The following is a 15,193-nucleotide window of genomic DNA, read 5'->3' as shown; positions in this document are numbered from 1 at the left end:
TGTATATCTATCCATCTCTATAATAGGAAGAAACGGATTCTTTTCCGGAAAAAAGATATAATTGATTGGTGTCATTTCATTTTTAAACTATCATTATTGCTAAATAATCCGTCATGATATCGTTTAATAGGACAGCATATTGTTGTAGCAATGAAACCGCGCTATTAAGAGCTCTATTCGGTATTATCTCTTGTTTAAAAGGTTTTTCTGTCTTTTAAACATATTACAAATATAAAGTAGTTATATTGTTTATAACTGTAGAAAATGGTATTAAAACTATATAAAATGGTTTTTTATGTTAAAATGAGTTTTTCCTGATATTGTGATTTTTATCCGTTACAAATCCCTTTATTGTTACAGGTCCTAAAATCCCTGATTTTTCGAGTGGTGAATCGGCCGAATAATGCTTATAGGTGGTAAAGGTATAGCGTTTACCGGGTCTTTTCTCCTTGCGGACAATCCAGTCAGGCCATTCTCCCTGCCGGATACCGTCGTCAGGTAAATTTTCATCACCGATCAATCTGTTTATCCATAAATTGGCAACTTTAATTTCCAAAAGGTTATTTTTACTTTTTACCAATGATGTAACATCAAGTTTCCAAGGGTATGTCCAAACGGTGCCTGCATCTTTCCCGTTTAATTTTACCTGTGCCATATTTTTTACATCTCCCAGATCGATATAGTATTTGTTGAATTCTTCCGATAGTCCGGAAGGCAGGTCGAATTCTATAGTGTATGTGGCAATCCCGGAGTAATATTTAATTCCATCCAAATGATGATCAGTCCAATCGGTAAGCGAATCAAATACAATTTCGGCAGGCCCTCCGAATGTAGGGTCGAATGATACGTTCCATGCCCCGTTTACAGTTGTAATAACCGATTCGGTATTAAAAAAGGAATCATACTCATGGGATATATTCTTTTTATCAAAAACAATAAAATAACTCTGATAAGGCTCAAACTCCAGCGTCATGGAAGTGAGATGGCGATCGCTTGCGACATCATTTATTTTGTACATATTTCCGGTAATTGGGTCCCACAGCACTGGACGGGCTTTTTCCACTCTGAAACCACAGTGAGAGGTAATGGGGCCGTCTGTTTTGTTGGATAAAAAATAGATATCCCACTCCGAATCAGTTCTGTGGGTATAACGGATCTCCTCTCTGTCCGAGATGAAATCTTCTGTCACATGCATTTCCTGAAGTGTTTTTGAGATGATCTCATAATGGGGGTATAAATTATCCGTTTCTTTTGCAAGGATCTCCCCCCATGTTATTTTCCCTTTTCCGTAACGTACAGTTGAAAGTGTCTCCGGCAATTGATGATCACCCCAAACCATTTCTGCAATCTCTTTTACTTCTTTGTCGCAATCCGGATACCCGGTGAGGCCCGGGGACTGAAGAGGCGGGATTCCTATGATGTGAGCCCCGTCATTTACCAGCGATTTGATTTTTTTTAATAAGTGAGGGGTCATGGTCTGTACAGAAGGTAACACCAGGATACGATATGTAGCCCCACCCGGAAAAACGATCCTGTTGTTTTCCACCTTTGCCTGGTACAATTGACCGGGTGAGACACCGTCGAAATTATACCCTCTTCTGTCGGGGATGGTATCTGAGCCGGACATTGCTGAAAATGGAGGTTTAAAAACATGTGGCGCTCCTTCCGGGGTTAAAAATAAAATGTCTGCAACATGTCTTCCCTGTTGTAGAAGGTATTGGCAGCGGGAAACATAATCATGATAGGCATTTACCATGGGCCACCATGTCTGGCTTCGGTCCCAATGTACTCCGTAGGGTCCCATCGTTGCCCCCGGCTTAAGGGAATCATCCAGGAATTGATTTTGAAATGTATGGTAGACAAATCGATTGATCCCATTGGCAAAAGCCCAGTCACCCTGATTTTTCATAACTCCCGGATATTGTTTCCACCCTTCACCCGGATCAGCAGTAAAAGCTTCGGCCGCAATAATGGGACTGCCGTTTATATGCCCTATGGATGTCGCTTCTATGCAGCTAAACGCCGAATTGAAGCCGAACCCTTTGCTCCAGAACTCACACATCGGAATATCGGCAACCGCTCCCAGTTCCAGATCGGCGGTCGGATTCATATCATAGGGCTCAATGGAAAAACCCATATTATGTTCTTTGGCATATCGTTTTGCTTCCTTCGCATGATTTTCAATTACTAACTCTTGTGATGTTTGACGTAAATCCCAAAGAAACCGTTCACTGATCTCTCTGTTTTCAACGACAAGTCCCGTGAGTACAGGATAAAAGGACAACAGGTCGTACCCCCTCCGTTTTTTAAATTCTTCCCTGAAATTTCGGCTCCAGTTTTGTGCGCCCATTTCCCAGCTATCCATATGCAGTCTTTTTAATCCTCCTTTTGAATTTTTCTCAGGTATCCCTGTTTTATTTAACAGAGAGCCGATAAAATGGTGCAAATGTTTATTGAGCGCATCCTTGTCAAATTTATCCGATTCGAATCCCAATCCGGGGAATGGAGCGGGCCTGGTGGATGCGCCATTGTTACGGCTTACAAACCGCATGAGGGTCCATTCACCATCGGGAGCATCCCAATTCAGTTTCCCGTTTTTATCCATTTTATCTGTCAGGGCAATAATTCTCTCTTTATCGATCCCTTTTTCTTTTAATGCGGGATCAGTTATTTCGGAAATAAAATAAGGCTTCACTCCCGGTACTGAGGTGTATGGAGGGCGGTAATAAAGCGCTTTCTCGTCAATATCATCAATGGAATCTATCCTGTGTATATTTGGAAAGGCAATTACTGCAACGTCTTCATAATATTCGGACCACTGATCTTCCATTTCTGAAGGTAACCCGAAAAACGGTTTTTTAGGAAGTGGAACAGGCAAAGTAATATCAGTCGGTTTACCTCCTTGTACAATAACAGAAGCCCCTACGATATGCTGCATCGATTCTTCGGGTTTTACCCATGGGCCACCACTTCCTGTCCAGCCGGGACCCAAGCCCAGTGAAATCTCAATCCCTAATCTTTCAGCTTCTTTCACTGCATGGGCGAATAAATGCTGCCACTCTTCACTGAAAAAATCTATATTTCCTCTTGGAACGCCCACATTTACCTCAAGATACATCAGGTTGCCTATCCCTGCCTGTTTCATCGATTCAATATCTTTTGTCAAAGATTCCCTGGTGATATTTCCATCCATAAAATACCAGTATACACCCGGTTTTGCTGAATCCGGGGGAGATTTAAATCCCTTCCTGAGCAGATCGATATTTTGCGAACTCAAACCCGAACAGCAAATAAAAAATAAGGTAAGGAGTAAAGAATTAAGTGTTTTCATTTTTTGTCTTATTTAGCCATAACAGAACAGTCGTAATTTCTTTATTTTATTTTTACGCAGAACTGGTATTCTCCTGACCGGAGTTTCATAATTACTCTTCCGTTCTCTTCACCCACGACTTCAATATCTTTTGATGATTCGAGCGGTTTGTTGCCTTCTTTGATCATATCCGCACCTGTAGCCTGGAGATAAAGTGTAGCTCTGGTGTTTGCCGGTATCTTAAAACGATATTGACAGAGGTCGTCTTTGATTTCCCAACTACTCTCGATCCGTCCGTACATCGAGTCATAATATCCTTTGGCGAAAGTCATCTCTCCTGTCGGGTCGGGGTTGGGTTGTAAAACAAAGGACTTGAATCCGGGATAGTTTTCGTCACGTTCTATTCCCAGGGAATGGTTGTACATCCACGAACCAATTGCTCCAAACGAGTAGTGGTTAAAGGAGTTCATCGAATTATTACCGCTAAAACCGTGCTCGCGGGTATAGGAATTGAGCCGTTCCCAGATGGTTGTAGCGCCTTGTTCTACAGAGTAAAGCCACGAAGGATAAGTGGTTTGCTGCAATATCCGGTAGGCCGCTTCGGAATATCCCAGTTCCGATAATACCCGGTTGATCCATGCCGTACCGATAAAACCGGTCATCAGTGAGTAGGGAGGATAAATTGTATTTTCATCCTGATGATATTGATTCTCTATACAATCCATCAGTTGCTTGACAACAAGGTCTTTTATTTCTTCGTTACAGATATCGAATGCTAACGGGAGGATATAAGATGTTTGTGTACCGATCAACTCGCCTTTTCTTTCAGGCTGCCGGAATCCTGAATGCACGGTTTGACCTGTCTCCGGATTGAAATAGGTCTTGTTGAAAAACACTTTTCGTTCCTGGTGCAGCTTACTGAACCATTCGGCGTCTTCTTTCCTGTCCAGCACGTTTGCCATGCGATACATCAATTCCAGATCGAATATAAAGTAGGCCTCCCATAATAAAGTATTGTCGTTCTTCTCCTGTTCCGGTCCGAGCCAGTCGCCAAGATTTCCTTCAGTCAATATACCCGTGTCGGGATCTATATAATCCAGTAAGTAGTCGATATACGATTTCATAGCATCATAGTGTTCTGCCAACAGTCTTACATCATTGTATTGCATATAGCTTTCCCAGGGCACGGTAATGCCTGCGCTACCCCACAGTATACCGCCAAAACCGCCGCCGATGGGGGCTACATCGGCAAAGCGTCCATCTTCGCGTTGTGTATCCCGCATAGCCAGCATATGGCGGTGAAGAAACGCGGGTATATCAGCCAGATAAGTTGCCGTACGCGAGAAGACCGATATATCCCCGCTCCAGCCCATACGCTCGTTACGTTGGGGACAGTCGGTGGGTATCGACAGGAAGTTGGCCAGTGTCGACCAGGTAATATTTTCCCACAGTTTGTTTACTTTGGGATTGGAGGTTTCGTATCGTGACGCCAGTTCATGAATGGAACTCAGGACATCGCCCTTTACCGCCTCCAGAGGGAGGGGTTTGTCTATCCCCGTTATCTCTATAAAACGATAACCGTGGAAGGTGAACCGTGGGAGGATGACTTCGTTGCCACCCTTCGTGATATAAATATCCTGGGCCATTGCCCCACGGATATTTTCGAGCATAATCATTCCCACGTTGTTTCCGAATTCAGGTAAATCGGGGTATTTTACTTCTGCAAACCGCAATTTGATCTCGTTACCGGGCTGTTCTCCCTTCAGGGTGATTCTTGGTACACCTACCATATTTTGTCCCATATCATACACATAGACACCGGGCCTGACCTCTTCCAGCGAAATGGCGGTAAGCTCTTTGATCTTTTTGACGGTTTGACCATACTGGCCTACCAGCTTCATTCCTGAAAAATCATTCACCGCAGGCATTCTATTGGCTTCTGTGGCTTTATCCTCAATGATCGCTTTTTCCTGATTGACTTCTACTGCTTTTTTCCAGGTTGAAGCATTATATGAGGCTTCTGTCCAACCTTCTATCAATGATTCTTTCCGGGCATCATATATTTCGCCCTGAAAGAAGCTGCCGTATATGATGGGACCATTGTCAAAATATAGCCATGTGTCGGGATTGCTTACAATCGTTTCTTTCGTACCATCGGCATAAGTAATTACCAGTTTGGCAAGGAGTGATTGCCTGTCTCCAAACAGATTCCACAGGTATCCCATATAGGTGATCGCTCCGCTCCACCATCCTTCGCCCATAACTACTCCGAGGGCATTATCGCCCGTTTTGACATGGTTGGTGACGTCGTAAGTCTGATAGAGATGGTGCTTATTATATTGAGTCAGGCCGGGATTGAAATAATCATCTCCTATTTTTTTCCCGTTTATATATACTTCGTATATCCCTCTTGATGTAATATAGAGACGTGCATTGGTGACTTTCGTTTTTTTTGATGAGAAAGTTGTCCTGAGCAGCGGCATCGATTTTTTCTGTATATTGGTGGTAATGAATGTCCCAGACCCTGCCCCATCTATCCGATAACTATTGTTGTCGATTGTGATATTTTTCTTATCTGCAAAAACACTTTTCGACCCGTCTTCATCCAATTCTTCGGAAAACAGGATATTATTAGGTACCCGATAATTACGTATTTCCACAGCCGAGAAACTTGCCGATTGTCCTGGTTTTACTGCGAAACCAATTTCACAAAGCAACGGAAAACAGATATAGTCCCAGCTGTTTCCGATGGGGTTGATCGTTACACTTCCTATCTTGTCCGTTTCCTCTTCACCGCCGATATAGAAGTCGGTGTTGCTATACATGGTTTTAAGGTGAACGGTATGCTTGTCGTATTGATTCCCTTTATTGATCGTCGAAATGGGAACGATCAGACTTTGCAGCGGGGTTTCCTTATTATCCCCCGGAGCATACCCTACGCGATAAATATGTAAGAAGGCATTTCCTCCTGTATCTACCTGCGAAATATCCAGCTCCACTTCAATGTAAGATTCGTCTCTTCCATTTTGCAGATTATAGATATTCATGTTTTTATCCATCAGTCGGGGGTCGTTGGCCCCGAAAAGAAATCCTGCTTTGGTTGTACCGCTTTCCTTGTCCAACTGCAGGGTATAATTGATATTATAGGCAGGCAGGTAATCAGGATAAAGGATCAGATCATCATCTCCACCGCCAATCCACTTAGCACCTTCCCATGCATCTACTGAGGGATTCATCAACCCGGTCTCAAACCATGATTTAGCGGATAGCAGGCTGTTATCCTGATCCCATACCTGTACTTCCCAGTCATATCTGGTGCAGGGTTGCAAAGGCTTTCCCGCATATTCAATGTTCAGAGATATGCCACTTTCAATTTTCCCGGTATTCCATACTTCTTGTCCTTCCTGGTCGGTAACGGTAATCTGATAAGCGGATTGCGATTGCCCCCGCTTGTCGGATGCCATCTGCCAGCTAAAACGCGGCTTTTCAGCATCGATTCCCAGAGGGGTCTCTTCATATTCTACTTTTAGAGAAGAGAGTCCCTTACCTGAGCAGGCAGTGAACAGTAATAGTAAAGAGAGTAATAGAATAACTTTGGGTTTAATAAAAATGATGTTCATGATTGTTTTTTACTCTGAGAATATATTAAACGCCGATTGATAGGTAAATATCCCTTACTTGATTGCTTACCGATCGGAATAATTTATTGTCTCTGCTTGAATAGTAGAGGCCATACAAAATCACTGTCCATTTCTTCCATATTTTTCCTTACCATAAATATCATTCTGTGCTGTAATGGAACTGACAAGCGGATCGCCGCCTATGGGTTGAACCCATCTTATTATTGGAATGTTTATGAAACAAGCATAATATCGAATGTCACTTATTCTATTTTTGTTAATCCGGCAAAACTGAAGTACTGTTCGGTAATATTTAATTCTTCTACTGTTTCGCGGGTTTCCATGGTTTTCAGATGGGCGGTGTTGAAACCTTTTCCTCCATCGTTATTGTACACCCATGTTGGAGTGGGCCATAAGCATGCCCGAAACTTTACCTTACGGTAAAAGTCCATAGAAACACCCTGTTGTCCGTGATGCGACATTTGGATGTAATCGCAGTCCAATTCGTTTTTAAACGAACCGTTCAGCAATTTATCCCCTGCTTCTTTTCCCGTATCCGCAAGGAACAATACCGATTTAACCGGATCAGAAACCCGTATTACCACGCTGGAGTTGTTATATGGATTAGTTCCTGCGAGTTCTTCATTTTTAATTCCCAGGATTTTAAATATGGTATTCCCGAATGTGAAAACCATACCGGGAGTTACCTCTGTAGACTTTATTCCCGATTTTTTTACTGTTTCGTAATATTTTACGGCATGCTCTTTAGAACCGGGTTCCGTATTCAACAGGCTTTCAGAAAAAGTGGATTGGCAGATTTCCCGTATCGTGATCCCTTTCGGATCTTCTAAGATTTTTGTCAATGCTCCGATATGGTCGGCATGGGGATGAGAAACAAACCAGCAGTCTACCATATTGCCCAATGCGGCTAAAAAACCTCTCAGATAGTTTTCTTCTTCCTTTACACCTCCGTCTATTACAATAATTTTATTATTGTCGGTACGAATTACATAAGAATTTCCAATGGTGTTTATTTGTGAGGGTAATTGCCAAAGAGTGAAGGTATCGTCTTGCCGGGAGAATGAGGGTTGCTGATTGAAATAACCCAATTTCCGCCAACGGCGCTCGGTATTTTTTACCCGCCGGCAAAAATCCCTATAATCCTTGTCTGCGGCTTTTGTCCAGCCACTTTCCGCGTAAGCCGCAAGGCGGGGGAAGGTCTGGTAATATAGACGTGTCAGATTCGGTGTAAATTCTCCCCACATCTGGCATCCGGTGCCGAGTATTTTGGATTCTTTCGGTTTTTCCAGCCCTTCGGGTATCGGATCAAATGAATAAGCTTTTTCGAGAGGTATCACTTCGTAGGGGTAGTCGAGATAGGTAAAATGTCGGTTTGAATTCACCACATCATACCCTTTCTCTATGGCTTTGTTCACAAGGGTGATGTCGCCATCCCAAAAATGGACGATTGTGCCTTTTGCCAGCTTTTCCGACTGGCTCTCCTGGATATGTGCTTCATTACGGATATTATCTCCCGTAATCTCATTCCAACCCATCATTTTCACACCTTTTGATGCAAGGTATCTGGAAAACCGGTTGATCGACCAAACCTGCAGATCAGCAAATGTAGGAATGCTATTCTCTTCCATGAAGCTTACAACCTGAGGGTCATTCTGCCAGTGCCCGTAATCAGCTTCATCCCCGCCGATATGTACTATTTTTGAGGGAAACAGTTCAATCACCTCATCCAAGACATCATGCAGAAAAGCTTCAACCTTTGGATCGGTCACATTGTAAAGGTCACCCCAGATACCTTTGCCTTCTTTTCTGCTACTTGTGCCAAGCCAGGGATAGGCGGCTATGGATGCGGAAGCATGTCCAGGGACTTCAATTTCAGGTATGATTTTGATTCCTCTGTCGGCAGCATATTGTACGATTTCACGAATTTCTGATTGAGTGTAAAACATTTTTTTGTCGGGAAAAGTCTCGTCCCATTTTTCGGGTGTAAGATCTCTATGGGAAAAATCTCGTTTGGACCCGATTTTCGTGAGTTCAGGGTATTTCTTGATCTCGATTCTCCAGCCCGGATCATCGACCAAATGCCAATGGAAAGTGTTCATCTTTAAGCGGGCTATTTCGTCAAGTAATCGTTTTACTGTTTCCATTCCATGGAAATGACGGCTTTCATCGAGCATAAATGCGCGCCAGGGAAATGCCGGTTCGTCCGAGATTCTGCAGACAGGCAATGTGACTGTACTATTGTCTGTTTGCACTATCTGGTTCAAGGTCTGGAATGCATATAAAACCCCGTTTTCAGATGAGGCGGATATAGTTATTTTACCTTTACCGGTAATTTCAAGATGATAGGCTTCAGGACTTTCCGATAGTTTTTTATTCACATTTACAACAATCTGTGCTTTATCTTTTCCGGAATTTACAATCTCAATGCCAAACTCATTGAATAAAGAAGAAAGGTATTCTCCGTATATGTCGAATTGAGAAGGAATATAAACACTCCACTTTTTCTGTAGGGAAACCTGTTGACCTGAAGTGCTTTCGTGAGCCGGTTTAGGAACAATCGGTAAAGAAGTATTTGATTGTGCTGCCGGAAAAATAGATAAACAGAGAAAAAATGTCAGAAGCAGGTATTTCATCTTTAAAATATTTGTTTTAACTACAACAGGGTTATTGAAAATAACTACAACCGTAAACAGCTGTAAAAAACATCGAACAAATATAAAACTTATCACGTTCTGTTCTACTATGTAATATGATAAAAAGTAAAAGAATAATGACAATCTGAGTCATGATGAATGTCATTATTCTTCCAATTCCTTTATTTTCGCAATCAGAATAAACCGGTACGGATTTTTACGGTGTTTTTCGATTTCTCTTTTTCGGCCTGACAAAATTTGTTCTCTTTGTTTTGTTCGCAATACCTTTCATATCCACTAATTTCCCTTTTTCAAAAACCATTTGAAGATAGGCGCTTTCCATCCAGTTCTCAAAGTTTTTTTCGTAACTTTCATAATCCAGTCCTCTTTTTGGATTAAAAGCTTTTTTCACAAATAATGTATCAGTGAACCATGTAGCGGGCATTAATCCATGTATTTTTCTTCCTCCTAGTGAAATATATTTATAATGAGTATTGAATTTCTCCCCGGTTAGTTGTTCCATTATAAGATATTGATCTTTCCTCCCCTTTTCTACGTCATCTATTTCGCTATCATTGAAAAGTATATTAGCCAAGTATAATTGTTTGTTTTTTATAAACCATATACATTGGAATATTTTATCGTCAAATCCCGTTGTTCCGAACACATCGGTAGTCAGTACCCGATATTCTAAGAATTTATGATTCTGATAGATTTTTTTAAATCCCTCGAAAAAGGATAAAGGTGAATCGTTCATTAAATATTTATCATTATCGTTATAAATATATAGTTCATCGTCCGTTTTTACCATTTTCGCATAGAAATCATCCTCAATAATTATAGTTGTATGTTCTTTTGTATCTTGGGGAAACAATTGCATTGTAAGAAATATAGTAATAATTGAAAGAATTTCTTTTTTCATTGTAAATAATATTTATAAGCTATGAAGATCAACTAGTTAGAATAATGGCTATAATTTCTTGCGACAAGATCTTTGTAATAAGGACTTGCATAATCGTATTGATCCTGATCTAACACGTGATTGTAAGCATCTCTCTCCATCTGGGCTGTACTACCATTGGGGATATAATTATTTTTATGATAGTTTTCATGTTTTAAAGTGCAGTAAAAATCATTGTAGTTCCCAAATTCAAATAATATAGAATTAGAGTTAATTGTAACCATACCAGTACTATGATTATATTCTCCATTTCTGGTATAATTATCTAAATCCCTTATATCCATATAATAATTACTTAATCCAGCTTGTATTCCTATTGAGCGGATAATATTTGTTCTTTGTTGAAGAGTTGAGTCTCTAAACGGGGTACTTCCCATCAAATTATTCCTCCAATCTCCATCACCACTGATACCACCTAAGCCTCCAGCAATAGCTGCACCATAAAGGCTATTGTCAATTACTCTAATTTCAGAGCTATCACCGCAAATTCCTATTAAGTTTCCATATAAATCATAATAATACGCCCTGCCTAACATAGATTCTTGTTCTTCTTCACTCATCACATGCATTTCTTTTGCAAGTTCATCCAAACTTTTCTTTGTTAACTTTTTCATAATGATAAATGTTTTAAAAAATTAATAATCACTAAGTACTCAAAGTATTTTATTTTTCATACTCTTTTACAGTTGTTTTTAATATTTCATTGACCTTATTTTTCCACACATCCCAGTTTAACCGTGTCTCAAATTCATGACGCGAGGATTTTCTAAGTTGTAAATAACTTTCCTTATCGGTAAAAACCGATTTTATTTTTCCGGCATAATCATCCGCGGTGGCATTGAGTGGTAATAGGTAACCGTTTTTACCTTCTCTTACCGGCTGATTGACTCCACCCACATTGGCGGCTATGCTTGGCACGGCATACGCTGATGCTTCACAAAACACAATACCAAAGGCATCGTACTCTGTAGGCAACACAAGGAAATGTGACTCAGACAATATTTGACACAATTTTTCCATATCCCTTTTTCTAGATTTATCAAGAAAAGGTATGATAATCAAATCTTTTTCTTTTGGTATGACATTAGGCATACATCCTATTATTGTAAGTGTACAAGGAAATCCATCCGTTTTCAATTTTTTATAAGCTTCCAGGACCTTATTTCCTCCTTTCTTCTCCCAGTTTCTACCTATAAAAACTAAACGGCATATGTCCATATCAATATTAATTGTGTATTCTTTCAGATTGGGTATATTGGCACCGAACTCCACTACATGAACTTTATCGGGCAATATATTATAATATTCAGTTGTGGATTTTTTCATCCACTCAGAACTGTAAATTATAGTATCATACTTTTCTAATCCTTTTTTTTCAATTTCCTCTGTCATTTTGATTACTTCTGCATCCCGTACATCCAGATATTCCTTGAAGCTATGATAGGTTACATCACTTAATCTAATAATAGGTTTATTTATTTCTAAAAAAGGTACAAAGTATAAGTCTCCGAAAAATATTAAATCACAATCTATTTTATTAATTCTCTCCGATAGCAGTTTATTAATTATCTTGATATAACGATACTCATTCCCAGGATCTTTTCGTTGAAAATTATCTTTTGTGAAAAATCCAAGTTGATTAATCACTTCCATTCCTAAGGGTATAACATGATGGTCTTCTTTCAATTTGTTATAGATATGAAATAATGTTCCCGACCATGTATTAATGTCTGAAGGATCATATCTTGTAAGAAATAGAATATTCATAAAATATAATATTTATTGAGACTATGTTTTTAATTTGTTATTATTTTATCCTTATTTTTCGAATATAAATTTTGATAAAACATAAGTATTTCTTCATTAGTTAATAACTCCTTTTGGACAAGACTTTCAAATTGTGAGAAGAGATCCTCTAACTCCGGATAATTTGCTTTGTTTTTAATTATAAGATATTGTACAATTTCATTCCGGATTTTAAGGCTTGCATCTTGTTGTTCCTTTTGGAATTTTTGAGAGGCTTGACCTTTGGATAGCCGGTAATACATCAATGGTTGTGATTCAATATAGAATATTCCACCGGCTTTTGCTACTTCCACCCAGAATTTATAATCGGATGCAAACGAATAATTTTCATATCCTATATTTTTTTTCCGTAAAAAATCCGTACGTATCATGCCGGTAGGATTTGATATATAATCCCCGCCGATAAATTTAAGTAAAGGGTTTTTGATAATTCCGCTCTCTCCCCCTGTAATCTTAAGATCGACATCTTTCCCGAAAAGTTTCATCGTTGAACTACATACCGTTATATCCGGCCATTCTTCCATTATGGCATGCTCTATCTTTAATCTGTCTATATGCATTATGTCATCGTTATCCATAAATGCAATGTATTTTCCACTTGCATGAGAAAGTCCTTTATTAATAGAATCAGTAAAATTATGTTTGTTTTCTATCAGTCTGATTCTGTTATCAACATAGGAACGAATAATATCTCTTGTAGTATCCGTTGATCCGTCATCCACAATGATAAATTCAAAGTCGGTAAATGATTGTCGTAGTACGCTGTCAATCGCCTCTTTTATATATTCCTCTGCATTATATGCAGCCATTACTATCGAAATTTTCATCGATTGCTTATTTGTGTTTTCTCAATTGATAAAATCTTTATACAAATAAATGCTTTTTATTTGTCACAAATACGAGTAATCGTGACAACCCAAAACCATATCCTGTATCTTTTGCATATTGGGGAATACGATAATTCAATTTATCCCAAGAATTTTTAGGTTGCGAGTTTACCCATTCTTTTTCAACTGTTTTTATTATTCCGTCTTTTCCATTTCTGGAATCTGCCTGTTGTAGCAAAGAAAGTAAATCTATTTGCTCATGTAGATGTAACGAACAGTTATGAAAATTTAAAAGTCCGTACTGTTTATTGTCTTGAATAATATCTTGGTAATCGTTTTTATCCTTTACAATATTTTCCAATAAACATCCTGTATAATAATTGCTTACGATTTTTCCATTGCGATATAATTGTGCATATGAATCTAGTAATAATTGGGAAAAATCAGAATAACAAGCGAAATCAACTAACTTTAAGTATTGTTTGAATACATTCAATACCAATGACTTATTATTTGTATACCGTCTGTCGTTAAAATCGAAAAATTGCAAGGACAAATATAATTCAATGCCTTCGAATATTTTTGGGACTATTCTGCTTATTCTGTCATCTTTTTTAGTGTCACGTATTTTTGCAAAGAAATAAATAACATGGAAAGAAGATAATAATTTGTGCGGTTCATTCTCTAAATTTGTAAACCTTTTAATAAGGGATTCGTATTTCTCTCCGAATATTTCATTAAAATCGGCATCAATAAATTTATTCTCTATTAAATAAAGCAATACATACCCGATTCCGGATAATCCGTTTTCAAAACCATAGTCCTTATTCTCTGCCACTAAGGACTCTTGCAATAATTGAAATGCTTTATTTTCGATATTCTTATCATTCAGATATCTGGATGCTTCGAATAACGAAAGCGATACCCCAACTTTCCCATTATATAATCCGGAAGAATTAATTGAAGCGGAATTCAACAGAATATAATCGACCAACTTTAATATATCTTTCTTTTGGATCATGGAGAGATTAATTTTATCGTGCTCATTTTTTTAATAAATCTCCTGTCATTAAACGTATTAGTCCCCAATTATATAAAAATTTTCAGTATAAACAATGCGGATTATGTTAAATAATTGGGAAATATCAGATTATATAGTTTTTATATCATTTTCTGTAGTATTCCTGCTTTTAGTCTGATTTCCATAAAATAAGCCGTATCGTTTAGGATATTGTGGGGACATGAATTGCGCTCGGCTATACTATAAGGATAAAACAAATTTAATTGGATAAATAATATGTATTCCGGGATTCCGGTGATCTTCGCACATGGTTACTATGCCTTCATCTGCGTAGAAACCAAATTGTAATACTGTCCTTTCTTCTCCATCAACGAGTCATGGTTGCCGACTTCCACCACAAATCCCTTGTCCAGCACCACGATCTGGTCGGCATTGCGGATAGTGCTTAACCTGTGTGCAACAACAATCACCGTCCGGTCTTTAAAGGCGCCGTTCAGGGCATCCACGATCCTGCGTTCATTGATCACGTCCAGCGAATTGGTGGCCTCGTCCAGGAACAGCAGTTTCGGGTTCCGGTAAAGCGCCCGGGCGATAAGCAGCCGCTGTTTCTGTCCGCCGCTTAGCCCACGGCCGTTTTCACCGATCACCGTCTCGAAACCTTTCGGCATCTCGTTGATCTCCGTTTCGATCTGGGCAATGCGGCATACCTCCCGTAACCTTTCATAATCGATACGCTCATCATCCAGCACGATATTGTTCAGGACGGTATCGTTGAATGTCTTCCCGTCCTGCATCACCACCCCGCACATCTCACGCCAATGGCGCAGGTTGATAAGGTTTACGTTCATCCCGCCCATCCTTATATCCCCGTAACTGGGCTTGTATAACCGTACGAGCAGTTTCAGCAGGGTGGATTTCCCGCTGCCGCTGCCCCCGACAATGGCCGTTATCCTGTTTTCGGGTATCGTGAGGAAGACGTTCCGTAAGACCAGGG

Annotated in this window: 9 protein-coding genes; all 9 read right to left on the bottom strand. The window is 39.6% G+C overall.

Annotated features, from left to right (window positions below):
* Window positions 1-298: 298 nt before the first annotated feature.
* Window positions 299-3,331 (bottom strand): glycosyl hydrolase, encoded by a 3,033-nt coding sequence (locus F597_RS0100045; RefSeq protein WP_019537655.1) that lies wholly within the window; start codon window positions 3,329-3,331, stop codon window positions 299-301.
* Window positions 3,332-3,372: 41 nt separating this feature from the next.
* Window positions 3,373-6,930, bottom strand: coding sequence for an alpha-L-rhamnosidase (locus F597_RS0100040; RefSeq protein WP_019537654.1), 3,558 nt, complete (start codon window positions 6,928-6,930; stop codon window positions 3,373-3,375).
* A 263-nt stretch (window positions 6,931-7,193) separates the two neighbouring features.
* The gene (locus F597_RS21405) at window positions 7,194-9,584 is read right to left on the bottom strand and encodes a family 20 glycosylhydrolase (protein WP_019537653.1); all 2,391 of its coding nucleotides are present in this window, start codon (window positions 9,582-9,584) and stop codon (window positions 7,194-7,196) included.
* A gap of 217 nt (window positions 9,585-9,801) precedes the next feature.
* Window positions 9,802-10,506 (bottom strand): hypothetical protein, encoded by a 705-nt coding sequence (locus F597_RS0100030; RefSeq protein WP_157278842.1) that lies wholly within the window; start codon window positions 10,504-10,506, stop codon window positions 9,802-9,804.
* Window positions 10,507-10,538: 32 nt separating this feature from the next.
* Window positions 10,539-11,159, bottom strand: coding sequence for a hypothetical protein (locus F597_RS0100025; protein WP_019537651.1), 621 nt, complete (start codon window positions 11,157-11,159; stop codon window positions 10,539-10,541).
* 49 nt (window positions 11,160-11,208) lie between these two features.
* The gene (locus F597_RS0100020) at window positions 11,209-12,231 is read right to left on the bottom strand and encodes a glycosyltransferase family 4 protein (protein WP_245541964.1); all 1,023 of its coding nucleotides are present in this window, start codon (window positions 12,229-12,231) and stop codon (window positions 11,209-11,211) included.
* Between the two features lie 110 nt (window positions 12,232-12,341).
* Window positions 12,342-13,178: a glycosyltransferase family 2 protein gene (locus F597_RS0100015; protein ID WP_019537649.1), complete on the bottom strand. Its 837-nt coding sequence runs from the start codon at window positions 13,176-13,178 to the stop codon at window positions 12,342-12,344.
* 37 nt (window positions 13,179-13,215) lie between these two features.
* Window positions 13,216-14,199 carry a lanthionine synthetase LanC family protein gene (locus tag F597_RS0100010; protein ID WP_019537648.1) on the bottom strand — a complete coding sequence of 328 codons (984 nt, stop codon included), beginning with the start codon at window positions 14,197-14,199 and terminating at the stop codon, window positions 13,216-13,218.
* 314 nt (window positions 14,200-14,513) lie between these two features.
* Window positions 14,514-15,193: ATP-binding cassette domain-containing protein (locus F597_RS19820; RefSeq protein WP_044059902.1), on the bottom strand; the 680-nt coding region annotated here is incomplete at its 5' end.

This window comes from Proteiniphilum acetatigenes DSM 18083 (assembly GCF_000380985.1).
GTDB lineage: Bacteria > Bacteroidota > Bacteroidia > Bacteroidales > Dysgonomonadaceae > Proteiniphilum > Proteiniphilum acetatigenes.
This window is presented reverse-complemented; position numbering and strand designations above follow the sequence as displayed.

Excerpts from the sequence above, each read along its gene's own strand:
- F597_RS0100015 (WP_019537649.1), bottom strand. The coding sequence starts at position 13,178 with ATGAAAATTTCGATAGTAATGGCTGCATATAATGCAGAGGAATATATA.
- F597_RS0100025 (WP_019537651.1), bottom strand. The coding sequence starts at position 11,159 with ATGAAAAAGTTAACAAAGAAAAGTTTGGATGAACTTGCAAAAGAAATG.
- F597_RS0100010 (WP_019537648.1), bottom strand. The coding sequence starts at position 14,199 with ATGATCCAAAAGAAAGATATATTAAAGTTGGTCGATTATATTCTGTTG.
- F597_RS0100030 (WP_157278842.1), bottom strand. The coding sequence starts at position 10,506 with ATGAAAAAAGAAATTCTTTCAATTATTACTATATTTCTTACAATGCAA.
- F597_RS21405 (WP_019537653.1), bottom strand. The coding sequence starts at position 9,584 with ATGAAATACCTGCTTCTGACATTTTTTCTCTGTTTATCTATTTTTCCG.
- F597_RS0100045 (WP_019537655.1), bottom strand. The coding sequence starts at position 3,331 with ATGAAAACACTTAATTCTTTACTCCTTACCTTATTTTTTATTTGCTGT.
- F597_RS0100040 (WP_019537654.1), bottom strand. The coding sequence starts at position 6,930 with ATGAACATCATTTTTATTAAACCCAAAGTTATTCTATTACTCTCTTTA.